The 25572-nt window shown below is 35.7% G+C and carries 22 protein-coding genes; 10 read left to right on the top strand and 12 right to left on the bottom strand.

What is annotated here, in order from left to right:
* The first annotated feature begins 119 nt into the window (after positions 1-119).
* Positions 120-518 carry an inner membrane protein YiaA gene (gene yiaA, locus OZP11_RS19135; protein ID WP_281232107.1) on the top strand — a complete coding sequence of 133 codons (399 nt, stop codon included), beginning with the start codon at positions 120-122 and terminating at the stop codon, positions 516-518.
* Positions 519-611: 93 nt separating this feature from the next.
* Here yiaA and OZP11_RS19130 read toward each other — a convergent pair whose 3' ends face one another.
* Complete coding sequence (locus OZP11_RS19130) at positions 612-998, bottom strand: helix-turn-helix domain-containing protein (protein WP_281232106.1); 387 nt, start codon at positions 996-998, stop codon at positions 612-614.
* Positions 999-1265: 267 nt separating this feature from the next.
* Between OZP11_RS19130 and OZP11_RS19125 the strand changes: the two genes are divergently transcribed.
* Both OZP11_RS19125 and OZP11_RS19120 read left to right on the top strand, forming a co-directional pair.
* Positions 1266-1877 (top strand): hypothetical protein, encoded by a 612-nt coding sequence (locus OZP11_RS19125; protein WP_281232105.1) that lies wholly within the window; start codon positions 1266-1268, stop codon positions 1875-1877.
* A 171-nt stretch (positions 1878-2048) separates the two neighbouring features.
* Entirely contained in the window at positions 2049-2594 is a 546-nt protein-coding gene (locus tag OZP11_RS19120) for a Riean_0653 family protein (protein WP_281232104.1), read from the top strand.
* A gap of 65 nt (positions 2595-2659) precedes the next feature.
* Here the strand turns inward: OZP11_RS19120 and carB are convergent, their stop codons facing one another.
* Both carB and rpmH read right to left on the bottom strand, forming a co-directional pair.
* Complete coding sequence (gene carB / locus OZP11_RS19115) at positions 2660-5515, bottom strand: carbamoyl-phosphate synthase large subunit (RefSeq protein WP_281232103.1); 2856 nt, start codon at positions 5513-5515, stop codon at positions 2660-2662.
* Between the two features lie 146 nt (positions 5516-5661).
* Positions 5662-5823, bottom strand: a complete 162-nt coding sequence (gene rpmH / locus OZP11_RS19110) for a 50S ribosomal protein L34 (RefSeq protein ID WP_008464848.1) — start codon at positions 5821-5823, stop codon at positions 5662-5664.
* Between the two features lie 168 nt (positions 5824-5991).
* Between rpmH and OZP11_RS19105 the strand changes: the two genes are divergently transcribed.
* The gene (locus OZP11_RS19105) at positions 5992-6507 is read left to right on the top strand and encodes a DUF2892 domain-containing protein (RefSeq protein WP_281232102.1); all 516 of its coding nucleotides are present in this window, start codon (positions 5992-5994) and stop codon (positions 6505-6507) included.
* A gap of 477 nt (positions 6508-6984) precedes the next feature.
* Here OZP11_RS19105 and OZP11_RS19100 read toward each other — a convergent pair whose 3' ends face one another.
* The 6 genes from OZP11_RS19100 to OZP11_RS19075 all read right to left on the bottom strand — a co-directional run bounded on the left by OZP11_RS19100 (position 6985) and on the right by OZP11_RS19075 (position 15795).
* The gene (locus OZP11_RS19100; protein ID WP_281232101.1) at positions 6985-7893 is read right to left on the bottom strand and encodes a hypothetical protein; all 909 of its coding nucleotides are present in this window, start codon (positions 7891-7893) and stop codon (positions 6985-6987) included.
* A 474-nt stretch (positions 7894-8367) separates the two neighbouring features.
* Positions 8368-9279 carry a hypothetical protein gene (locus OZP11_RS19095; protein WP_281232100.1) on the bottom strand — a complete coding sequence of 304 codons (912 nt, stop codon included), beginning with the start codon at positions 9277-9279 and terminating at the stop codon, positions 8368-8370.
* An 877-nt stretch (positions 9280-10156) separates the two neighbouring features.
* Positions 10157-11452: a peroxiredoxin family protein gene (locus tag OZP11_RS19090; RefSeq protein ID WP_281232099.1), complete on the bottom strand. Its 1296-nt coding sequence runs from the start codon at positions 11450-11452 to the stop codon at positions 10157-10159.
* A gap of 150 nt (positions 11453-11602) precedes the next feature.
* On the bottom strand, positions 11603-14806 hold the full coding sequence (locus OZP11_RS19085; protein WP_281232098.1) for a phage tail-like protein: 3204 nt from the start codon (positions 14804-14806) through the stop codon (positions 11603-11605).
* A 119-nt stretch (positions 14807-14925) separates the two neighbouring features.
* Complete coding sequence (locus tag OZP11_RS19080) at positions 14926-15555, bottom strand: hypothetical protein (RefSeq protein WP_281232097.1); 630 nt, start codon at positions 15553-15555, stop codon at positions 14926-14928.
* Positions 15556-15585: 30 nt separating this feature from the next.
* Complete coding sequence (locus tag OZP11_RS19075; RefSeq protein ID WP_281232096.1) at positions 15586-15795, bottom strand: hypothetical protein; 210 nt, start codon at positions 15793-15795, stop codon at positions 15586-15588.
* A 778-nt stretch (positions 15796-16573) separates the two neighbouring features.
* Between OZP11_RS19075 and OZP11_RS19070 the strand changes: the two genes are divergently transcribed.
* The gene (locus OZP11_RS19070; RefSeq protein WP_281232095.1) at positions 16574-16945 is read left to right on the top strand and encodes a hypothetical protein; all 372 of its coding nucleotides are present in this window, start codon (positions 16574-16576) and stop codon (positions 16943-16945) included.
* Positions 16946-17224: 279 nt separating this feature from the next.
* Here the strand turns inward: OZP11_RS19070 and OZP11_RS19065 are convergent, their stop codons facing one another.
* Positions 17225-17881: an alpha/beta hydrolase family protein gene (locus OZP11_RS19065; protein ID WP_281232094.1), complete on the bottom strand. Its 657-nt coding sequence runs from the start codon at positions 17879-17881 to the stop codon at positions 17225-17227.
* A 292-nt stretch (positions 17882-18173) separates the two neighbouring features.
* Here OZP11_RS19065 and OZP11_RS19060 point away from each other — a divergent pair, with 292 nt between their 5' ends.
* Positions 18174-18485, top strand: coding sequence for a GNAT family N-acetyltransferase (locus OZP11_RS19060; protein WP_281232093.1), 312 nt, complete (start codon positions 18174-18176; stop codon positions 18483-18485).
* 213 nt (positions 18486-18698) lie between these two features.
* Here OZP11_RS19060 and OZP11_RS19055 read toward each other — a convergent pair whose 3' ends face one another.
* Entirely contained in the window at positions 18699-19838 is a 1140-nt protein-coding gene (locus tag OZP11_RS19055) for a porin (RefSeq protein WP_281232092.1), read from the bottom strand.
* A gap of 198 nt (positions 19839-20036) precedes the next feature.
* Positions 20037-21671, bottom strand: coding sequence for an ABC-F family ATP-binding cassette domain-containing protein (locus tag OZP11_RS19050; RefSeq protein ID WP_281232091.1), 1635 nt, complete (start codon positions 21669-21671; stop codon positions 20037-20039).
* Positions 21672-22137: 466 nt separating this feature from the next.
* Here OZP11_RS19050 and OZP11_RS19045 point away from each other — a divergent pair, with 466 nt between their 5' ends.
* The 4 genes from OZP11_RS19045 (at position 22138) to OZP11_RS19030 (ending at position 25466) form a co-directional block, all read left to right on the top strand.
* Entirely contained in the window at positions 22138-22809 is a 672-nt protein-coding gene (locus tag OZP11_RS19045) for a response regulator transcription factor (protein ID WP_281232090.1), read from the top strand.
* Positions 22809-24080, top strand: coding sequence for a sensor histidine kinase (locus OZP11_RS19040; RefSeq protein WP_281232089.1), 1272 nt, complete (start codon positions 22809-22811; stop codon positions 24078-24080). Before OZP11_RS19045 ends, OZP11_RS19040 begins: the two co-directional genes overlap by 1 nt.
* Before the next feature lie 74 nt (positions 24081-24154).
* Positions 24155-24598 (top strand): PepSY-like domain-containing protein, encoded by a 444-nt coding sequence (locus tag OZP11_RS19035; protein ID WP_281232088.1) that lies wholly within the window; start codon positions 24155-24157, stop codon positions 24596-24598.
* 22 nt (positions 24599-24620) lie between these two features.
* On the top strand, positions 24621-25466 hold the full coding sequence (locus OZP11_RS19030) for a PepSY-like domain-containing protein (RefSeq protein ID WP_281232087.1): 846 nt from the start codon (positions 24621-24623) through the stop codon (positions 25464-25466).
* The last annotated feature ends 106 nt before the right edge of the window (positions 25467-25572 follow it).

Raw genomic sequence — 25572 nt, 5'->3', positions numbered from 1 at the left:
GCTTTTTTATTTTATACAATCACAAAACATCAAACGATATCAAATTACATAAATGAAAGATTAAACTTACTTTTTGTAATCAGATTAATTATATTTGCAGATCAATAAATTAATTTAACATGATACAAAAAACTTCAATCGCTTTTATAGCGGCATCCTGGGTAGCATTAGCCGCAGGGACAGTGGGATTTATAGTAGGACTGGCAAGAGCAGAAATGCAGCTAAATGAAAAGGGATACTATTTTACTGTACTAATGTTCGGTCTTTTTGGTGTAGTTTCATTGCAGAAAAGTGTTAGAGACAGGCTTGAAAACCTTCCTGTAACCAATATTTATTATGGAATCTGCTGGTTTGGAACACTATTATCTGTTGCTCTATTAGTCATCGGATTAATAAATGCAACTATTTTACCAAGTGAAAAAGGTTTCTATGCCTTTGCCTTTTTACTAGCTTTATTTGGTGCAATTTCTGTCCAAAAAAATACCAGAGACAATATGGCATTTAACAAAACTGAATAATTCAAAATATATAAAAAAGCTCCAGCCAATGCCGGAGCTTTTTTTTGATCTTCATCTTAACAAAGAGAGACTTTTTATTAAGTAAAAAATAAATTAATCACCGCAGTCTTTATTCATTCTTTTTAGATATGCTATAATTTCATCTTTATCCTTAAGTCTTTGACCGTATAAATATTCCATTTTTTCAACCATCTCTTTATATTCAAAATATATTTTTTCAAAAAAAATATTCTCTTCAGTCAAAGCGTTTTTATTTTTGTGATTACTTTTTTTCCCCATTATACCTTTAAAAAACGATTCCGGAGACACTTCAAAAATAATCAGAATATCTTCTAAATATTTCCCCCAGGTAAAAGTATTACCAGACTCTAAGCGTGAATATGCAGAAAGATCTATATTGAGTTTGTCTGCCATCTCTTGTACTGATAATCCTTTTTCTAAGCGTATTTTCTTTATTTTATTTACAATCTCTGTTTGCATAAAATATAAAGTTTTAAGCTAAAATAATAAAAACAAACAGAATTACGCTACAAAATAAGCGACATAAAAAGCGGAAACAACAAATTTTATGCGATTTATATTACGCAATACAATTGTATTATAATCAAATTTGCATTGATTTATAATGATGCTGCATGATAACGAAGTTTATTCATCTCTTTTAAAAAATGAGTTTGAACTGTAAGACATTTAGAACATTTCTTACAGCCAGGTTTACTTTAATTCACACCCATTAAATATTACAAAATGAAAACAACAAAAACCTTATTAATTTTATTATTACTTGTGCTAAACAGTTGTTCAAGCGAGAGTGAAAACAGCATGACAGATACTGCTAAAAATGATATTGAAAAGGAAAATGATACGGCAGAAAAAGATTTTCCTATTTCAAAATTTGCAATGACTGCTAATGTGTATGTTACAATCCCTGACACTCTTATTAAGAAGGATGCTCACAGGGTTTTGTGGGAAGTAAATAATCCATTTGGCACAAATACTGCAACAAAGCCTTCATTACCGGAATATCCGGCCAAAGATTTTATTCAATTAGATGGAAAAAACGGAACATCTCAAATTACACTGTACATTAATCGAAAAAATCTCGCCATTGGCACTTATTCTTTTAAATTAGAAACTTATAATCCATTCGATACTCAAATTGAAGCTAACTTTAAGATCAACAACAGGCCTCAGCATATATTAAAAGGCAGCATATCAATAACTGCACTTAACAAAAAAGTCAAAAGAGCCGCCGGTACATTTTCTTTTTACTGCGTTCAAAAACCTGAGCCGTTAAGCTCTTCTAATCCGTATTCGATTAAAATAACCGATGGTACTTTTAATTATTATTACAATTAAAGGAAAAGCTCAAAGGCTTTAAAGATCGACATTTAACAAAACTGAACAACTCAAAAAGCTCCAGCCAATGCCGGAGCTTTTTATATTATTAATACATCAATATTTCTTTAACCGCAGCAAAATAATAACCCATATTTATTTACATTTACGGCTTAACAAATTTTATCCAAAATGAAAATACCAAAAGCCTTATTACTATTTTTAGTCGTAATTTTAAACAGCTGTTCTAGCGATGACAACAACACTGAAACACCGGACGACAGCACTCCGGTATCAGAATTTGCCATGACTGCAAAAGTCGACGGAACTTTATGGGAAGTGAATAATCCGTTCAATTCAAACTTTGCTACAAAACCGTTGTTCACGTATTATCCTGCAGCGGAATATATCCAGCTTCAGGGAAGAAAAGGGTTCGACGAAATAGTTCTTTTCATCAAAAGAAGCGATCTTAAAGTGGGAACTTATTCTATTTCTCCTGATACTTACGATGCTTCTAAAACAGAAATTAAATCGACAATCAACAGCAAAGCAAACATTCAATATGTAGCAGAAGGGACTTTATCTGTAACAGCAGTTGACTTAACAGCCAAAACAGTTAAGGGAACTTTTTCTTTTAAATGTGTTGAGGATTATTCAAAACCTATCAGTGCTGAAAATCCTGTTACCACAACAGTAACAGAGGGTACTTTTAATTACAAATACGATGTAGCGTATTAATACAAAACATATAAAACCAAAAAAGCTCCAATTTTCATTGGAGCTTTTTTTATAAAAATCTGAGATTATTTACTCAAATACATTTTTCTTCTAGAGTACAATTCGTAGAATTGGTCGTCTTTTAAGTCATCAATAAACAAGATGCTTTCTCCTGTTGATTTCATCTCCGGCCCTAATGCTTTGTTTACATTCGGGAATTTGCTGAAAGAGAAAACCGGCTGTTTGATAGCATATCCGTTTAACTGCGGATTAAAATCAAAGTCAGTTACTTTATTATGACCTAACATTACTTTTGTAGCGTAGTTCACATATGGTTCTCCGTAAGCTTTTGCAATAAACGGAACCGTTCTTGAAGCTCTTGGGTTTGCCTCGATAATGTAAACCGTATCGTCTTTAATCGCGAATTGGATATTGATTAAACCAACTGTTTTTAAAGCTCTGGCGATTTTATGTGTATGATCTTTTATTTGCTGCATTACAAACTCTCCTAAGTTAAAAGGAGGCAGTGTCGCGTTACTATCTCCGGAGTGAACACCGCAAGGTTCGATGTGCTCCATAATCCCGATGATGTAAACATTTCCGTCAGCATCACAAATAGCATCTGCTTCGGCTTCGATTGCTCCGGCCAAATAGTGATCTAAAAGTAATTTGTTTCCAGGAATTGCTTTCAACAAATCGATAACGTGCTCTTCAAGCTCTTTTTTGTTGATTACAATTTTCATTCCCTGACCTCCTAATACATAAGAAGGACGAATTAAAAGAGGGAAATCTAAACTATCTGCTAATTTCGAAGCTTCGTCTGCCGTTTCAGCGATTCCGAATCTTGGGAAAGGAATATTTAACTCCGTCAGCAAGTCAGAGAAACGTCCTCTGTCCTCAGCTAAGTCAAGAGCATCGAAGCTCGTTCCGATGATTTTTACACCGTATTTAGAAAGTTTATCAGCCAATTTAAGAGCCGTTTGCCCGCCTAACTGAACAATTACACCTTCCGGTTTTTCGTGCTGGATAATATCATAAATATGCTCCCAGAAAACCGGTTCAAAGTATAATTTATCAGCCGTATCAAAATCTGTAGAAACTGTTTCAGGATTACAGTTAATCATGATCGTTTCGTAACCGCATTCTTTTGCTGCCAAAACGCCGTGTACACAAGAGTAATCAAACTCGATTCCCTGCCCGATTCTGTTTGGTCCTGAACCTAAAACAATTACTTTCTTTTTATCTGTTACAATACTTTCGTTATCTACAAAACGTTGTCCGTCTGCTTTTTCGATTTCTGCTTCAAAAGTCGAATAATAATATGGAGTCTGTGCTTTAAACTCAGCCGCACAGGTATCAACTAATTTAAACACTCGGTTGATTTTTTGCTCCATACGCAAAGTATGCACTTCACTTTCAAGGCAGTTCATCATGTGAGCAATTTGTCTGTCGGCAAAACCTTTTTGTTTTGCTTCAAGCAGCAATTCTTTAGGAAGATCAGAAATTTTGTAGTTTGAAATTTCTTTTTCTAAAGTATAAAGCTCTTCGTATTGTTTTAAGAACCACATATCGATTCTTGTAATTTCATGAATAGTGCTCAACGGAATTCCCATTGCAATGGCATCATAAATTACAAAAACACGGTCCCAGCTTGCATAAGTCAGTTTATCGATAATCTGCTCGTAGTCTTTATAGCCTTTTCCGTCAGCTCCTAAACCATTTCTCTTAATTTCAAGAGACTGGGTTGCTTTGTGAAGTGCCTCCTGGAAAGAACGTCCAATTCCCATAACCTCACCTACAGATTTCATCTGAAGACCTAAAGTTCTGTCTGAACCTTCAAATTTATCAAAGTTCCAACGTGGTATTTTTACGATTACATAATCTAAAGTTGGTTCAAAAAGAGCCGAAGTAGATTTTGTAATTTGGTTTTGCAATTCATCTAAGTTGTATCCTAAAGCCAGTTTAGAAGCGATTTTCGCAATTGGATATCCGGTTGCTTTTGATGCTAAAGCCGAAGAACGGGATACACGAGGGTTGATCTCGATAGCTACAATGTCTTCTTTTTCGTCCGGCGAAACTGCAAATTGTACGTTACATCCTCCCGCAAAGTTTCCAATGCTTCTCATCATTAAGATCGCATAGTCACGTAATTTCTGGAAAGTGGTATCAGATAATGTCATTGCCGGTGCCACTGTAATCGAATCTCCTGTATGGATTCCCATTGGGTCCATGTTTTCGATAGAACAGATAATGACAACGTTGTCATTTTTATCTCTTAAAAGCTCTAATTCGTACTCTTTCCATCCCATCAAAGCTTTGTCTATTAAAACTTCGTGAATTGGAGAAGCTTCAAGTCCGCGGGTTAAAAGCTCATCAAAATCTTCTTTTTTGTAAACCACAGCCGCTCCGGTTCCTCCAAGTGTAAACGAAGGACGAATTACAAGCGGAAAACCAAATTCCTGAGCAATTTCTTTTCCTTCTAAGTAAGAAGTAGCTGTTTTTGCCGGTGCAGTAGGAACGTTTATTTTTTCTAAAAGCTGTTTAAACTGCTCTCTGTCCTCAGTAATATTAATTGCGTTTACATCAACACCAATCAATCTTACTCCAAAATCCTGCCAGATTCCTTTTTCTTCAGCTTCCAGACACAGGTTCAATGCTGTCTGTCCTCCCATTGTTGGCAAAACAGCATCAATTTGCGGATGTTCCTTCAGAATTTCAATAATCGATTTTGTAGTTAATGGTTTCAAATAAATATGATCGGCCATGGATGGGTCGGTCATAATTGTCGCTGGATTTGAGTTAATCAAGATAACTTCAATTCCTTCTTCACGAATCGAACGTGCAGATTGAGATCCTGCATAATCGAATTCGCAAGCTTGACCAATAACAATAGGTCCCGAACCTATTATTAAAACGGATTTAATTGATGTGTCTTTAGGCATTTTTTATGTATTGTGTAGTTATTTAAGTGCTTTAAAAAACGTTTCTAGTGTGCTATAAACTAGAAAGTTGAGAGTTTTTTTACCGACAAGGTATAAAAAAAGGCGATACTAAAAAAGTAATCGCCTTATGTATGTTTATAAAAACATTATTTTTTGTGTCTAGGCTCGCTAGAAACAGTTAATTTATGTCTTCCTTTTGCTCTTCTACGCGCTAGAACTTTTCTTCCATTCGCAGAAGCCATTCTGTCCATAAATCCGTGCTTATTTCTTCTTTTTCTTTTCGATGGTTGAAATGTTCTTTTGCTCATTGCTTTGTATCTTTAAAAATGGTATCTAATTAACTCTTACTTGGTTTTGGATATCGTTATTCAAAAACCGAGTGCAAATATACAAAGACTTTTTTTTCTGGCAAGCAGTTTTATAAAAATATTTTTAATTCCTTTTACTATCTTTGCAATTACAAATATACATCTATTATGTTTAACAAAATTATCAAACTTATTTTAGCCGGAATTCTAGTAATTGCTGGTGTTTACGAGATTGTCGATGACTATGTTGGAAATGGAATCTTCCTTATATTATTATCTGCTATTCCTATTTTTCTTTATTTTAAAAACGAATTTATCCTTTTAGCCTTCCTTAAATTAAGAAAACAAGACTTTGAAGGCGCAAAAAAATGGCTGGCATACATCAAAAATCCCGAAACGGCTTTAGTAAGAAAACAACAAGGGTATTTTAATTACCTTCACGGAATCATGCTTTCGCAGACTAACTTAATTCAGGCTGAGAAACATTTCAAAAAAGCAATCGAACTTGGACTATCAATGGATATGGATTTGGCTGTAGCCAAACTAAACCTTGCCGGAGTAGCCATGTCCCGCAGAAGAAAACTGGAAGCAACTAATTTATTAAATGAAGCTAAAAAATTAGACAAGCAGGGAATGCTGAAAGACCAGATTTCTATGATGAAAGAACAAATGAAGAAAATCTAAACTTCTTTATATCTTAATATAAAAATCCCAAATTCGATTATGAATTTGGGATTTTTTAATTTTAGATTGCAGATTTTAGATTGTAGATTTTAGATTTTAGATTGTAGATTTTAGATTGTAGATTTTAGATTGCAGATTTTAGATTGTAGATTGTAGATTTTAGATTGCAGATTTTAGATTGTAGATTGTAGATTACAAATTACAAATCACATATCACATATCACAATTCACAACTCACAACTCACAACTCACAACTCACATCTCACATCTCACATCTCACAATTCACAACTCACAACACCAAAACCGCAAAGAAATTAATCTTTACGGCCTTGTTTCTCTTAGAGAGAAAAAGATCATGCAAAAGATGGCTTGCAAAACCTAAAAGTTTATATCTTTTTTTTTAGACTTATAAGCTTTTCTTTCAATTGGCACAAGCAGCGGTACTGCAGCACCAACCAGAAGAAATTTCTATTACATTATTCAAATCTATACACTGCAATTCTAGTGTAATTTGGTCTATATCCTGTGGCAGAACCTTCCATCCTTACAGTTATCTTATCTCCTTCTGAACATTCGCCAATACCAAATGCACACGCCGAAGCCCCTCCATTAACATTAGAAGCATCCATACCTCCAATTTGCACACCATTTTTGTAAATTCTAATAGTCCAGGTTGAGCCGGCGTAAACAGTTAGATTAGCAAAAATCTGATACATACCGTCTTTTGCTACTGTATAAGTCGTACCATTTGTCGCGTCTCCGGATAATGCATTCTCTAAATCAATTTTTTTTGTGTCATAATATACTTTACTATTATTACGCGCTGCTGTTGCTATCGCAAAAGCAACTAATCTTGGAGCTATACTTACTTCAGGATCTTTCCAAACGATATTACCTTCATCATCCATAGAAACTGCTATAGAACCTTCCATGGGTATTGACCCATCGGCACCTAGTGCAATTACCGCTGTACCGGCAGCTGTTTTACCTGTGGCCGTAATGTCTTTTGCAGCATTTATACTGTTTGCATTCATATTCAAATCTTTACCAGCGATATGATTTCCTAAATTATCCCCAATAGAATCTCTTTCAATCGATTTTATCACTCCACCGGCATCCACCACCATAACATTATCTGTAGCCGCACCTGCCTGCAGCCCCTGCAGGGCCAAAGCAGCGGTTGAAGTGGTTTCAAGGGTTGTTTCTTTTATTAAAGAACCTCCCAGCTGCAGCTTGCCGCCTATTGCTGTTAACCCGTTATCAACAGTACCCAGTCCATTTGGAGTTACCCGAATTTTTTTACCGTTAACTGTGGGCACGGTTTCCGTCTGCGCCATCATAATACCGCCCAGAAAAAGCAGTAAAAAACATGCAATTTTTTTCATTTTTAATTTATTTTAATAACCTAAATTTTATTCTAAAGTTTTTTTTTATAAGATTCAAAATAATCTCTACCTGCTTTCTCCATTTTGGAGCAATCCTTCTTAACAGCATCTGTTATAATTCTCTGCACAGATCCGGTAATACACTGCCTGATATAATACTTAGAAACTTTATATTTCAAAAACATCCTTAGAAAAGAAAAAGATAATGCAATGGGTGAATTGCAAATCCGAAAATTTATTTGCTGCTCAAAATTTTGTTACAATTAAAAATTTTCTATTCTTTTAAAACAAATACCGTAAATAAATTACACCTTACAGTCATGTCTTTTCTTAAAGAAGAAAAAAGACAACACAAAGGGCAGATTGTAAAATCTAAAAGTTTATATCCTTATTTTTTAGAGACTTATAAGCTTTTCTTTCAATTGGCCCGGGCAGCGCCGCCGCCTGTACCCATTAAAAGAAATTTCTATTACATTATTCAAATCTAAACACTGTAAGCTGAGTCAACCCCCCTTTATATCCCGAGGCACCACCCCCCATATCTACAGTTATCCTATCTCCCACTACACATTCATCAATACCAAATATAGATGCCGAAGGTCCTGATGAAGAACCTGTAGCATCAACAGCCGCAACTGCTTTATCATTTTTTAGAATTCTAACATACCAAGACCCTGGGGACGTAACACTTATATTAAGAAAAAACTGATACATACCTTTTTTTGGTACTGTATAAACCGAACCAACACCTGTTGGGCCTCCGGAAAATGCATTATCTACATCAATTTCTTTTGTGTCAAAATATATATTAGTACCAGAACGCGATGTACTTGATGTTACAAAACCAACTAATTTTGGGACTACATTTACCTCAGGATCTTTCCAAACAACACTGCCGGTACCATCAAAAGAAGCCAGTACAGAACCCGCTCTTGGAGTTGAACCATTGGTACCTTTTGCAATTGCTGCTGTACCGGCAGACACTTTACCTGTTGCCGTGATATCTTTTGCAGCAGTTATGTTGTATCCATTCATATTCAAATCTTTACCAGCAATATGATTTCCTAAATTATCCCCATAAGAACTTCTTGGAATCGATTTTATCACTCCATTGGCATCCAGCACCAAAACATTATCTGCAGCCGCACCTGCCTGCAGTCCCTTAAGAGCTAAAGTAGCTGATGAACTGGTTACAAGAGTTGTTTTTTGTATCAAAGTCCCCCCCAGCTGTACATTGCCTCCGGCTGCTGTCAGACCGTTATCAGCAGTACCCAGCCCGTTTGGGGTTACCTGAATTTTTTTTCCGTTAATAGTTGGCACGGTTTCCGTCTGCGCCATCATAATACCGCCTTGAAACAGCAGTAATAAACATGCAATCTTTTTCATTTTTCAAAATTTTCGTTAAAATTTAAAATTATCTCTCTAAGTAATTCTATTTTAGTTTATTCCAAAATTTGAAATAATTTCTAAAAACGGGACAAAATTATTCCCAAACAACAAAACAGTTTACCACTACCAGTTTTAATTATTATAGAATAAGACATCTTTTAGCAAACATGAATTGAAGAAATACAAGGCAAAAACCGGATTTTAACTGCGAAAAAACTTCATTTTTTGTACAAAACCCCACAAAACAAACAACTAATATACTAAATATCAACATATTAAAAACTTCCACAAGTATATTATCTAAAAAAATACAGGTTTTGGATATAGAAGAAAAATCATAAGGATTTATTTTATCTTTTTATAGATATCTAAAAAGAACAAGGCCGTAAAGAAATTAATCCTTACGGCCCTGCCTTCCCTTAGAGAGGAAAAAAATTATATAAATGTGAGTTTGTGAGTTGTGAGATGTGAATTGTGAATTGTGAATTGTGAATTGTGAGTTGTGAGATGTGAGATGTGAAATGTGAGATGTGTTATGTCTTATGTGAAATGTGAAATGTGATACGTGAAATGCGTTATGTGTTATGTGATATGTGAAATGTATTATGTATTATGTGTTATGTGTTATGTGTTATGTGATACGTGAAATGTATTATGTGAAATGTATTATGTGAAATGTATTATGTGAAATGTATTATGTGGAATGCAATACGTGAAATATTAGTTGTGAAATGTAAAATATATTATACGAAATTTTAATACTCATAATTCTTAATTCTCAACTCACATTCCTCAACTAACATCTCACATTTCACAACTCACAATTCACAACTCACATTTCACATCTCACATTTCACATCTCACATAATACAACTCACAATATTCCCGTTTCAAGCATACTGCTGTAGCGGCCTGTAATTTTACCTTTGGCATCTATGACAAAAATGGTTGGTGTGCCTAGTATTCCATAATTTACAAAATTAGGTCCGGCAAATCCTTTGAAATCGCAGAGCTGCTCTTTCCATGGAAAAGTGTGATCGTGTCCGTTTGCGGCATCGGGTGTCATATCTGCTGCAACGCTTACAATTTCATAACCTTTATCTTTTACCAATTGATAATTGCCCATTAACTGGTGAATTTCATTTTCGCAATTGTTACATCCGGATTCGTAAAAGAATAATAAGGTATTTTTAAGCCACTTTTTACCTGATTTATCCTGCAGTGCAGGTGCCGATGCTCCAACCGCAGGACCGTTCATTACCACTGCCAGTTTTTTTATCGGTTTTTCTACCCTTCCGGACCTGGAAACAAAATCTTTCAGTTCGCTTACCAGATTATCCTTGCCGTTTTTGGTATACAAAAGCGCCATTTTTTCTGCAAAAGCTGCATATACGGCATTATCCTTAATTCCGGACGCAATTTGTTTGGTATCTGCCAGCAGGACGGCATCGTCTTTTACAACATTCTGCTGCAGCAGCATCCAGCTTTCCAACACTTCATTCCAGTAGCCGCTGGTGTAAAGCACTCCCACATCAAGTTTTTCCTTTACAAACAAATTGGCTTCTTTTACTTTTTCATCTATCGGCTGATTGATACTGCTGCCAATTCCCATTAAAAAATCTGAGATTTCCAAAAATCTCGCTGCATACAATCTGCTTTGTGCCGTACCGGTTCTTTGAACAGCCAGCTGCTTGTTTAAATTTTCTTTTTCCTTATCGAGAGCAGGATAAAATGCATCTTCTTTATTGTAAATGGTAAAGCTGTATTCTATCATTTTTGCTTTTTGATCCAGTTTACTTTGCTCTTTAAACCTGCTGAACAAAAAATCATTTTCTGCCGAACCTGTAAATTTTATGTTGTCCCGAACAAGCTGTTCTTCTGTACTGGAAACGGTTACGTTTTCTTTGTTTACAATAAAATCTACCGAGATGCCCCCTTTGAGCAAAAAATGAGACATGCCTGCATAGCCTTTTTTACTATTAGGCAGGTCAAGTGCTGTTTTACCGTTTGCATCCAGCGTTCCTGTGGCAATAGTATCCTTTCCGGAGCCTTTATCAAACAGGTACATAAATTCTTTCCCTCCATATTTTGCCAAATCTATACGTATGGTCTGCGCTTGTGTAATGGTGAAGGACCCCAAAATACAGATCGCAGTTATTGTTTTTTTCATTGTCAAAATTTTTATATGTTTTTTCTTTTAAAAAATTCTCATTTCTAAAACAAGGATACGCTCTTCATTTCTGCGGTACAGAAAATGAAAAGCGCATTCCTTTATATATGATTACTACAAGCCTGTATTAAAGCCCTGTAGATTTTTATATTAATTCTCTGAAATACAACGAATAGCATATCCATATGACTGATCCGAAATAGATCGATAAACAAGCCTAGGCTCATTAGCACCTATAGAAAAAAAGCAGGACGTTCTTTCACCGTCACAAAATGAGGTCCTATAAGCCATGGTTAACTGAGTTGACCCTACTTCAATCGTTTCACTATCAATTGCCCTCCTTCCATTTACCGGCAGCATTAAATTTGGACCAAAACTCCAGCCTCCTTTTCCGCGTGACGTAATATCCACAACCTCACCAACCGCTTTCATTTGATTATTAGCTCTTACACCATTCCACTCATCTTCACTAGGAACGCGGTAACCTGCAGGACAAGGGTCTTTTGCTGTTTTTCCGTTATTATACCACGCATTAGCTGGAGGCGGAGAAACCATGCCATAGGTATGTGGTTTATTCTCTCCATATTGGTAATAATCACCTATCAATCCCATTGCAGGAGTAAAAGGGTCTAAAGACGTGTCTGCTCCAAGATCATGACACAAGAAAGTTTTCCAAACTCCCGGTGACACATATGCTCCGCAGCAAACACAGTCTTTTATCTGCGCTGTTAATTTTACTTTTACATCTGCAGCACTTCCGTTTGCCGACGGGCTGAATATCGCATAGATATCTACAGTTAATGCCTCAGCAGTTGTTTTTCCGTAAGCCGTTCCTTGTACACCGCCGCTTGTACTTAATGTAGTCTGATACACCACCGTCGCTGTAACTGCTTTAGTTATATTTAATGCCGTTGGGTTTCCATTATTGGTAATACTTTTAACAAGGGCACCGCTTAAAGATTCTACATACACAAAACGGACTTTACTTACTGTACCTGAAGGTGTAAAGGTATAAGTCTGCGTATTGGTAGCTGCTAAATTAAAATCGGCTTTTGTTGCTGTACGTGCAGGCTCAAGTCCGCAGGTTGTATTAAAATTACTTTCTGCAATATCAAAACAGGTTTTACCGCTAAATGTACCGACTCCTGTTGGCATTGAATCAGGGTTTGCTGCAGCCGTAACCTTAAATGAAGGCGATGTCCCCGTTGGTTTCCCGCTGCATGAGTTTGTTGCAATACAATACAAGTAATAAGTTCCTGCAGATAAAGGCTTATACGTGTATGAAGCTGTTGTTGCCCCGCTTACTGCGGTTCCTCCTGTTGTTGCACTTGTTGTATTGGTGTACCATTGGTAACTTGTACCTACTCCTGTACCTGTTGCCAGGGCTACTTTTAATACGGTGCCTGATCCTGCCGTTACATTTACATCTGTTTCTGACTGGGCAGAAACTACCGGCGTAGGACAGTCGCTCTTCATTACAATACTGTGCTCAATTTTTTCTGATTTACCACAGCTGTTCTCTGCAAATACTGTAATTTTTGACACATCACCATCTGTACCGGATGCCGGAAGCTGTATGCTGACAGAAGCCCCTGATCCTGTTACGGTCGCACCGCCGTCAGCGGTCCAGGTATACGAACTTGCCGGACCAAATGTCATCTCGGTCTGTAAGGTTACTTTTGCTCCAAAATTAGCCTCAGCAGGATTAACTGTCCATTTAAGTACCGGAAGACTTGAAACATCTGCCGAGATTGTTTTTTTAGCCAGTGTACTGGTACATCCTGTTGCATTGGTAACCGTTCCGCTGTATACTACACCCGGTGTTGTAACAGTTATCGTTGCTGTGGTTTCGGTCATTTTAACATTGTCTTTATACCACGTATAGGTATAAGTTCCCGCTGCTGCAGGAACCAGTGTTAAATCTGTTGTTCCGTCACAAAGTGTTGCGTTTCCTGTAATATTAGGCTGCCCCGGAGTGCTGCCGCTTGTAATTTCTTTTTCAACTGCGCTTGCCTCAGCAGGACAGCTAGCTCCTGTATTGTCTGTTGCTACCAGACGAAGCGTCATTTTTTCCTGGTTAGCCGGCACCGTAAACGGGTTAGACGTAATTGCCTCATTGCCATTGTACCACGTATATTTCACATTTTCCTTTGGGTTGGCTACACTTAAATCTAAAGTACCGCCCGCACAGAATGCTGTAAAACTGTTCAACGCCACACCGTTTACCAATACATCAGCCGCAGGCAGCGATACACTTCCTGTTCCTGCTTGTTTTGTAATCGTAAGGATGTTTGACTGTTTGCTGTAGCAGCTTCCGTCTTTAACGGCAGCAAACCATTCGCCAACACTGCTGTCTCCGCTTATAGATACCGAAGAACCGGTTTTTTCTTCTTTTCCGTTATGGAACCATACAATAGTACCCGTTGAAGACACTGCTGACAAAGTCACTGAGTTCGTACCGCACATTACCCCGTTGTTTGAGGCAAATGCTGTAATTTTTCCCGGTGCCACTGTACCGGATGCTGTTACCGTACGCTCGTTTGAAGCATTGGTATTACAGCCAATGGCCCCCATAGAAATATTGTATTTTCCCGGTAATGACGCCACATAGTATGAAACCCCGCGTGCTACTTCGATACCGTTGCGCGTCCAGATTAATTTACCAAGGTCTGCCGTATTTGCAGGAACAGATAAATATACCGAACCTCCCGAACATAAGGTCAAAGAAGCTTCTGACGGCAAAATAGCGGGCACTGTGTACGACATCGTACTGCAGTCTATCCCTTCTTGAGAGAATAAAAATTCTTTGTACAAACTCGTACAGGTGCTCGTAACACGAACCAGTACGGTGCGTGCGTTTACAGAGTTGTTTTCAGCAAAAGCTACCTTAAAAGTCCCTGCACTATTGTCCAGGTCATATAAACCGGCATATTCACCGCCTGCCATTATAGCAATGTTAAACGGTCCGTTAGGACAGTCCGGATCTGTAATTGTAAACTCTTCATCACAGCCTGTGCCATCTGCCGCAACATCTATACAAGGCTGCGGGCTTATCGATGCCTGAGAATCACCCTCGCACAAGCTTACCCAGCGTACTTTGTTCCAGTACTCTACACAGTTGGTTGTCTTATTATAAATGGTAAGCCCATCGCCAAGATTATTATTTTTTACCGCATAAGCATTGCGCTCTTCTGTGGTAATCTGCGGCAGTCTGAGTCCGCCTTTATTAAGAAGCTCCAGTACCGAAAATGGTTCGGGGGCCTTTTTCCCGCCAATGGTCATCTGGGCTTCCACAGTAACCGTACATATAATGGCCAGCAATGTGAGCCAAATACAAAATATATTTTTCTTCATTGTTTAATTTTATTAGTATTACTATTGTTATTATTGTTAATTGCTTTCCGTTCCGGATATAAAGAATAAACCGAACCGGTTAAGGCCGGCAAAATGCCATGCTTAAAAAAGTAGTGTTTTTACAGAGACGAAACCACGTTCCAGTTTGTTCCGTCAGACTGCAGTATTACTTTAAGTGTTCCGGATACGGAATTAAATCCTGCTGTTAATTCTTTTGCACTTAATTTATCGGTATACACCACATCGGTATTGAATTTTACTGTTACCTCGGCTCCGGAATCATTTGCAACGTTTAGCTGGTTAATGACCAGCATCCTTCCTTTATTAGTTGATGCGGCAGGCAGAGTAATGGTAATATCACCTGTTAATTGAGAAGCCAGAAGGGTAAAATCAGTATCTGCTACAGTATAGTCTGCAGCAATTTTTTTAATTTCCTTAATGTTAGAAGTATTTGCTACCGATTTTATTACCCCGCCCGCATCTACAACCAATATCTTATCTGCTGCCACACCATCCTGAAGCCCCAGCAGCGAAAGGGTTTCAGTAGATGTTGTGATTAAGGTTGTGGGTTTTACTAAAAGCCCGCCCAGCTGTACGTTATTGTTTGCAGCTGTAATCCCGTTATCAGCAGTTCCTACCCCATTTGGAACTACCTGTATTTTTTTTCCATTTATTGTCGCCACAGTTTCTGTCTGCGCCATCATCATTCCGCCCTGAAACAGCAGTAAAAAACATACAATCTTTTTCATTTTTCTATTTGTTTTTAATAACCTAAAATTTTATTCTAAAGTTTTTTTTATAAGATTTGAAATAGTCTCTTTGTTTGCCTTCTCCATTTTGGAGTAATCCTTCTTAATGGCATCTGCTGTAATTCCCTGAACAGATCCGTTAACACATTGTCTGATATAGTATTTAGAAACTTTATATTTTAAAAACAATGCTTCTAATACCATAGAATCATAGGAGTTATAATTTCTTGTGCTTCCCATTGTCTTGTTGTTTTAAATTTCGCAACAAAGATAGTTGATAATTTTCAACAAAAATATTTTTTGTAAGATAATATCCCCTATATAGAGGTTATTTTTATAATAAAATAAGACAATATATTGATTATCAGTTAATTACAAACTAAATACGAGTCAAAAAGATAAAAAAAGCATTGTGAAACAAATTCTAAAATGCGTATAAAACAGAAAATTAGAAGTAAAAACACAAATTAAAAGAAGATAATTTTCTTCAATAAGAAAGACAAAAATAAACATCAGCTTATGTTTCATTGCGAAAATGTATTTCAGAAAAAAAGAGAAGAAGTTCAAAACACCTTTCAAACCAAGCTGTCTTAAAAAAAAAAGCCATAAAGAAATCACTTCTTTACAGCCTTGTTATTGCCCAGAAAGAAAAAGAGGACACAAATGACACACGCACAATCTTCAACAAACTTAGTTATCTAAAATTATGGATTAAGATTTTTTTCCGGGCTTTATTTTTTTTAACCGGGTTCAACCTAATGCACCCAAATACATCCTTATTTTTTTTATGCGATTTAAAACATCTTTTTTTAATAAAATCTAAAAAAAGTCTCAACCGATTCAGTCAGAAAAACCTTTCCCTACACTATATTAAATAGTTTAAATATTTCCAACAACTTAAAAAGGATTTATTTCTTTTTTGTTTTATTTTTGCACGTTCTTTTGTCTGTTTCAAATATTGCAACAAAGACCGGAGAAAATTTTCAACGAAAAAAATAGACGATAATTTCCGTCGTAAATGAGCGAGATTTTAAAAAATATCAAACAAATAGCCGATAACGAGCTTATTACAATCACAAAATTAGAGAAATTAATTGGTGCAAGTAAAGGCGTTTTATCCAGAGCAATAGCCCAAAATAGTGACATTCAGACCAAATGGATCACAAAAATAGTTGAAGTTTACCCTCATTACAACTGCGAATGGCTGATAAAAAACGAAGGATATATGCTGAAGTCGCAAAACACCGCCACAGACGAAAATAACAGCTATAAAGAATTAGCAGAGGCAAGACTGGAAATTATCAAACTTAAGAACGAAAAAATCGAACATCTTACCCATAAACTTCAAAGAATTAAAGAATCCAATAATCAGGACAAAAAACACGAATAGGTTCGATAGTGTGGATTTTTTTTAATGTGAAATGTAAAATGTTTTATGTGAAATGTGTTATGTGAAATGTGTTATGTGAAATGTGTTATGTGTTATGTGAAACGTGAAACGTAAAATATATTATGCGAAATTTTAATACTCATAATTCTTAATTCTCAGCTAACATTTCACAACTCACAATTCTCAACTAACATCTCCACAACTCACAACTCACAATTCACAACTCACAATTCACAACTCACATCTCACATTTCACAATTCTGGAATTTTCATTAAAGTTTACTCCAGTATAATCGAAGGCAGATTTTCATTCAGCCATTTGTATTTGTTCAGGATCATTATGTGAGTCCCTCCTTTTACTACAATGCATTTATTAATATACTTTATAGGAAAAACATCATCCTGATCGCCGTGTATATGAACCACGTTTTCGTCGATTTGGTTTCTATCCCATAAAATTACCGATTCTACAGCCCATTGCAGGTAATTGATATCTCGTACCGCTAAAAATTTCTCGTATAATTTTATTCGTTTGTTTACTTTTTCTCCAAACGAATATTTAGCCAGATTCTCAATATTAAGGATAAGTTTCATCGGGATAAGTTTATAGGCTTTTGTAGTCTTGCCTATTTTCATTCTTCTTGGAAATTCAACATTACTCCTTACGCTCGAAATAATAATTACTTTTCTGGCTTTGACATGTTTTGAAATTTCCTGAACCAGAATGCCGCCAAAAGAAACCCCGATTAAAACAGGATTTTCATGTTTAATTTTTTTTGAAATCCGGAGTGCATAATCCGATAATGATTCTTTTGGGTTTGGAATTTCCCATTCCAGGAGAAATGTCTCAAAAACAGATTCATCTAATTTGATTCTTTCAAATATAGCCGGACTTGCAGCAAGACCAGGCATAAAGTATACGGGAATTTTACTCATTTGCCAGAAAAAAAGGGATTACGTATTAGTTATTTTTTATGCTAAAGATAATTGTTTAAATAATATGCACAGCAAATCTTACACCACAATTCTATATTAAAACAAATTAAATTACAAAAACGACGTATTACCTTACTTTCGCCTTAAACTTCCCAAAAACATTCGATATTGAAAATCAAATGATTAACTTTGCACTCATAATACACAGTATTTATACGGCATATCAAATCATTTTTTATTTGATACATTTTCCCACGTTCTTTTTCTAATATTTTTTATCCACCCCAAAAACATGACAAATATGGAACCTACTTTAACTATGGAAATCAAAGACAATACTTTTGCAAGACAATTTGAAGCCACAGTCCCTGAAGGATTATTAAGCGTAGAATACTCTTTTCAGGAAAAGAAAATCTTTTTAACTAAAATAAATACGCCTGAAAACTTTGAAAACCAGTCTGTAATCGACATACTGCTTAAAAATATTATGGAATTAAGCACCGAGAAAAATTTCAGAGTAGTTCCTATTCACCCAAAAATTGCGGCATTTTTCAAAAAAAATCCAAAATACAAAGAATTGCTTCCTCCGGGAATCAGAATCTAAACACAAAGTTTATAAACTATATAACAAACAACACAAGTCTGGTTACGAGCTCCCGAAGAATACGGGAGCCGGACATGTGGGTTAAGGTTCCTTAAACCAAATCTAATCCCGGCAGAACTTCCTGCAATTATTCAAAATAGTACCAATCAATGCAATACTAAAAAAAGACACACGAATAACGTATGTCTTTTTTTTTAAATTATTATTTTTTTTTTAAAAGAACCTGCCCTGAAACTGCATAATAAACAGGTTATTATCGTAGGCTGTTGTATTGGCAATATTACGCTTGTAATTGTCGAGCTGCATTCCTATTTCTATACGGCCTGTATAACCTTTCCCGAATTCTAATCCCGTCATTGGCGTAAAAGTCTGCCTTGCATTTGAATCTATTTTAAAACTTTTGTCAAAATATTCATAACGGCACGAAAACTCTATTGCTGTTAATTTTTGATACCGAATTTCATATCTCAGATTAGGCAGAAAATAAATACCTCTCATTTGATATTGGTTCAGGTTTGTGGTTCTCGCATCAGCCGGAAGTGAATAATACAAATAATGATTCGTTCCCTGTTTTGCTTCAATTTGAGTTTGCAGCAGCAGTTTATCAGCCAGTTTAAAATCGGCGGCAAGATCAAGACCTACAGCAAAAACCTTGCTTTTAAAAACTTCTCCAATTCCGCCGTTCAGTCCAAAAACAATATTGTGTTTTTTATTTAACTCAAATCCCAGTCTTGAAGAATATTGTTTGCCATTGTCTTTATCCGAAACCTGATCCCTTCCGTTTCCATTTACTGCAGAAACAGCATACGTTACCGGAACTGCGCCCAGTTTAAAGTCTCCAAACACAGAAGCCCCGATTTGAAAACTGGCCCAGCCGTTATTCCCAAATTCTGTATACTGATTTGAATAATCGAATGATTTAAGAATATCGGCAGGATTTAATTCCTCTATTCCAAATGCAGGTCTGAACTGCCCCACGATAATACCGAAGTTTTTATTAAAAATATATCTCGCAAAAGCATTTTCCAGCACTTTATTTTTTGGATCTGTTTTAAATTCTGCCAGATTCGCCAAAACAAACAAGTCAAATCGTTCACCTAATGCGGCTTCAACCCCTACACGCATTCTTTTAATATCAAATGTACTTTCGACTGCATTGTCATCTACATGATGCTGTCCTGAAACCGCATCAATATCTTTAGTCAATCCGTTTAGGTAACGTGCCTGAAAAAGTCCCTGAAATTTAAACTGCGGGTATTTTATCTGAGAATTGGGCTCTACAGCCTGCCCAATAGAAAGAAAAGGAAACAACAAAACAAAAAGCCAGACTTTAGAGCCTGAAAAAACAGACATTCGATTCATATTTAAGAATTATTTCAATGTAAGAATAAACTTTTATTCCGGCGCCAAAAATAATCCTATAAACTATTCCAAAACCTGATTAAAATCATGGTTTATAGTCTTATAACTTCTAAATTCCGAGACGTGAAGCCATAAAAAAAAGCATAAGACTTAACTTATGCTTTTTGTAATTTATTTGATGGTATTTTCTTATTTTTCGATTTCTCTCATAGAATCCATTTTTTTGTGCGCCAGGAAACCTGCCACATCTTCAAAATGTTCTTTTACCCTTTTGTTTCCAAACTCAAAAACCTTCGTTGCCAGTCCGTCAAGGAAATCACGATCGTGAGAAACCAGGATCAGAGTTCCGTCAAAATCACGTAAGGCATCTTTAATAATGTCTTTGGTTTTCATGTCAAGGTGATTCGAAGGCTCATCCAGAATTAACAAATTCACCGGTTCCAGCAATAATTTAATCATGGCCAGACGAGTTTTTTCTCCTCCTGAAAGTACTTTTACTTTTTTGGTAATATCGTCTCCCTGGAACATAAACGCTCCTAAGATATTTTTAATTTGTGTCCTGATATCCCCAACAGCAATATTATCAATTGTTTCAAAAATAGTAGCGTTTTCATCTAATAAGGAAGCCTGATTTTGGGCAAAATAACCAATTTGGGCATTGTGTCCAATTTCAACGCTTCCGGAATCAACTCCTATTTCTTTCATAATAGCTTTGATCATTGTTGATTTTCCTTCTCCGTTCTTCCCAACAAAAGCCACTTTTTGTCCGCGCTCGATTACGATATTGGCATCTTTAAACACCACATGATCACCGTACGATTTCGACATTTCTTTTACAACAACAGGATATTGTCCTGATCGGGGTGCCGGCGGGAATTTTAAACGTAATGCCGATGTATCTACTTCGTCAACCTGAACGATTTCGAGTTTTTCAAGCATTTTTACACGAGACTGAACAGCATCTGTTTTAGAGAAAGTTCCTTTAAAACGCTCAATAAACGCTCTGTTCTCCGCAATCATTTTCTGCTGTTCGTCGTAGGCTTTCTGCTGATGTATACGACGGTCTTTTCTTAATTCTAAATAATGAGAATATTTTGCTTTATAATCGTAAATTCTTCCCATAGTAACCTCGATAGTACGGTTTGTAATATTATCTACAAACGCCCTGTCGTGCGAGATTACTACCACTGCTTTTGCCTGAGTCAGTAAAAATTCCTCTAACCATTGAATACTTTCGATATCCATGTGGTTGGTAGGCTCATCCAGCAGAATTAAATCAGGTTTTCTCAATAAAATTTTTGCCAGCTCGATACGCATTCTCCATCCTCCCGAAAATTCAGAAGTCTGGCGTGCAAAATCTTCACGTTCGAATCCAAGACCGCTTAGTACTTTTTCAACTTCGGCTTCGTAATTTACTTCTTCTATAGCATAAAATTTCTCGCTTAAGTCAGAAACTCTTTCAATCAGTTTCATGTACTCGTCGCTTTCGTAATCTGTACGAACGGTTAACTGCTCATTGATTTCATCAATTTCAGCTTTCATTTTAAAAACTTCACTAAACGCTTTTGATGCTTCTTCCATAACCGTTGCACCGTCTTCTGCCAGTAAATGCTGAGGCAGATAAGCAATAACGGCTTCTTTTGGAGCCGAAATGTTTCCGGTCGACGGTTTGTTAACGCCTGCAATAATTTTTAAAAGTGTAGATTTTCCTGCACCATTTTTACCCATAAGGGCAATTTTATCATTCTCGTTTATAGCAAAAGAAACATCGCTGAATAACGTTGTACCGCCAAACTGAACTGAAATATCGTTAACTGTAATCATTGAGATTTTTTAGGTTTTTATCTGTTTTGTTTTTTGAATTTCAAAACAAGTATTTTTTTGAAGCTGCAAAGATAGATTAATTAGATAATTAGGCAATTAGAAAATGTGTCAATTTATTATTTAGATACTATTAATAATGTGGCAATTAAGTAATGCGGTAATTAGACAATGCGACAATTAGATAATGTTACTATTAGATAATTCAATAATTTTTAATGCAATTAAATCTGTCAGGTTGTTTTTGAATTTGAGATTTGATTTTTCGACCGCAATGTTAATTTAAAAACCTGTCGGTTTGGTAATTGACAATGATCCAATGACCCAATTATCAAATTATCAAATTACCACATTATCTCATTTGCTAATTGCCGCATTATCTCATTACCTTATTCCCAAATGTTTCCAGAATGCCGGCCTTATTTTGAGATTGTATTCTTACATTTGAAATACACTAAAAACAGGCATAATGAAAATTTTAATCATAGAAGATGAGGCTGGTCTGCGTGAAGTGGTGAAGCAGTCACTTGAAAAAGAAAAATACATTGTCGAAACAGCGCACGATTACATTTCGGGTTTTGACAAACTGGCCGCTTACGATTACGATTGCATCCTAATTGATATAATGCTTCCCGGCGGAAACGGATTACATCTTGTTAAAGAAATAAAAAAGCTGAAAAAGCAGGGCGCCGTTATCATCATTTCGGCTAAAGATGCGGTAGACGATAAGGTCGAAGGACTGAATTTGGGCGCCGATGATTATTTGAGTAAACCTTTCCATTTATCAGAACTTCATGCCCGGATCAAATCGGCGATGAGAAGACACAATCATAATGGTAATAATTTGATTATCTGGAAGAATATTTCACTTTCTCCTGAACAAAGAACGGTTTCAATAAACAATCAGGAGTTGGTTTTGAACCGGAAAGAATTTGATCTGCTATATTATTTTATCATCAACCCTAACCGTTTAATCAACAAAACAGCCATTGCAGAATACGTGTGGGGCGATCATACCGATCAGGCAGATAATCTGGATTTTGTATATTCACAGATTAAAAATTTACGAAAAAAACTCAAAGACAGTCAGGCGGAAATTGATATTCAGGCTGTTTACGGAATTGGATATAAAATGACGTAATGAAATTACAAAACTATACTCTTCAATATTTAGCACTTACTTTATTAATTATAATCCCAATCTGGGCCGGAATTTTTTATGTCCTTATTTTAGACGAAGTATATGACAATATTGATGATGATTTGAGAAATTCAAAAATGATAATTATCCGCCATGCTTTTGCAGATAAAAAATTATTGGACACACCTGAATTCGGCCTAAATAAATTCACCATTAAACCGCTGCCAAAAGGCAGTTATTCTTTTAAAGATGAAATCTTAACTACAAAAGAATTCATGGAATATGATAATGACAATGAGCCTGTACGAATTTTAAAAACAGTTTTTAACGATATCAAAGGAAATCCGTACGAGTTAGTTGTAAAAGCTTCTATTGTAGAAGAAGATGAACTGCTGGAAGATTTATTCCTGGCTTTAATTGGTCTTTACATAATGCTTGTCATTAGCATTTTAGCTGTAAATCATCTGCTTCTAAAAAAAATATGGAAATCATTTCATACCATTCTGGAAAACCTGAAAGGAATTAAACTGGGTGCGGGAAATAAACTGGAACCAATAGATTCGCCTATAAATGAATTTAATGTTTTAGCCCTTGAAGTCGAAAAAATGCTCAGCCGAAACGAAATTATTTTTTCGAGCCAGAAACAATTTATCGAAAATGCTTCTCACGAATTACAGACGCCGCTGGCAATTTGTATAAACAAATTGGAATTGTTTGCAGAAAATATGCTTCTGACCGAAGAACAAATAATCGAAATTGGAAAAATAACGGATACTTTAAATCGATTGACCCGCTTAAACAAATCATTATTAATGTTATCCAAAATAGAAAACCAGCAATTTCCTGAAGAAGAAAACATCAACTTTAATAAGCTGATTAATGAACTTACGGATGAATTTTCGGATTTTGCCGATTTTAAACAAGTAAAGATTACAGTTACTGAAAATGATTCTTTATTTTTCACCATGAACAAAGGCCTTGCCGCTGCCTTAATCAGTAATTTGCTAAAAAATGCCATTATTCATAATCATACAAATGGTTTTGTCAATTTTATCATCGACAAAAACAACCTTGTTATTTCAAACAGCGGTACTGTTATCCCATTAAACTCAGAAGTCGTTTTTGGACGATTTTATCGCAATACAACTACAAATGAATCTACAGGACTTGGATTATCGATTGTAAAATCTATCCTGAACAATTATGCTCTTCCTATTGAATATACTTTCAATACTAGTCATCAATTCAAAATCACATTCTTAAAAAAGTAGTATTTTTCTTTTATTTTTCCTAATTGTTTCCAGATTCAGTTTATATACTTGTATTTAATATAAACAATCAATTTATGAAAGCTAAATTAAACCTCACTGCCTGCCTTCTTTTAGGATTAACCTGCGGATATTGGGCTAATGCGCAAAAAACAGTAATCGCAAAAACGAAACTGCCCGTTGCCGCACAGACTTTTTTAAAGACTCATTTTTCCGGTCAGGAACCTGTTTCGATTATCGAAGACAAAGAAACATTCTCTAAAGATTATAAAGTTCAATTTGCCAATACTACCAAAGTAGAATTTGACGGAAAAGGAAATTGGGAAGAAGTGGACGGCAATCACAATTCGATTCCTTCAAGCATAATTCCAAAAAACATTTTGTCGTATATAAAAACAAATTATCCTAAAATTCCGATTACCAAGATCGACAAAGGAAGATGGGGCTACAAAGTAGATTTAAGCAACGAGCTGGAACTGGAATTTAACTCGAAAGGAAATTTTTTACGAATCGATAATTAATTATCACCCAAAATGAAAAACTATGAAAAAAGTAATCTTATCAAGCCTTATAGCTTTATCGATTCTGCTAACAACCGCTTCATGCAGCAGCAATGATCATGAATCAGGTATAAGAAATACAAATTTACCAAATCCTGCTAATGAGTTTATTAATACTTATTTTCCAAACATTGGATTTAAAAATATATCAAAACTAAAAACACCCGGTTTGAACGGATCGGTTTATGATATTTCATTACTAAATGGATTTGAAATTGATTTTGACATCAATGGAAACTGGATTGAAATAGACGGAGGAAACAAGGCAATACCAACTGCTTTAATTCCTGAAACAATTATGACCTATGTTACAGAAAACTATGCTGATTTTCAAATTGTACAAATTGAAAACGAAAGAACTAAATATGATGTAGGATTATCTAATGGCTTAAAACTTGTATTTACTCCAGAAGGTGATTTTGTGAGAATAGACCATGATGGAGACAATCACAATGAAGTTGTTATAGCTCCGACTGCTCTTCCGGAAAAAGCAAAAACATTAATTAGCACATATTTTCCAACTGCATCAATCAGGCTGGCAGAGAAGAAAAACACTCAGGCTGCAAACGGAACAGCTTATGACGTTACACTTTCAAATCGTTTCGAAATTGATTTCGACAGCAATGGAAACTGGATTAGTATAGATGGAAATAATCAGGAAATCCCAAATGAATTGATCCCGGAAAAAATTGATACCTATACAAAAGCAAACTACCCAGATCAATTTGTTACTTCTATAGACAATGAAAAAGCATACATAAAAGTAGAACTTTATAAAAATATCGATTTAGTATTTGACCTTCAGGGTAATTTTATCAGAGTTGACTAATTTCTAATTAGATAATGAGAAATGCCGCAATTGGATAATTTTCTAAATTAAACACAACAAAACCCGACAGATTTTAAAAACCTGTCGGGTTTGCTTATAATTATCT

The organism is Flavobacterium gelatinilyticum (assembly GCF_027111295.1).
Taxonomy (GTDB): Bacteria; Bacteroidota; Bacteroidia; order Flavobacteriales; family Flavobacteriaceae; genus Flavobacterium; species Flavobacterium gelatinilyticum.
The sequence above is the reverse complement of the archived record's forward strand: the minus strand, read 5'-3'. Positions and strand labels throughout refer to the sequence as shown.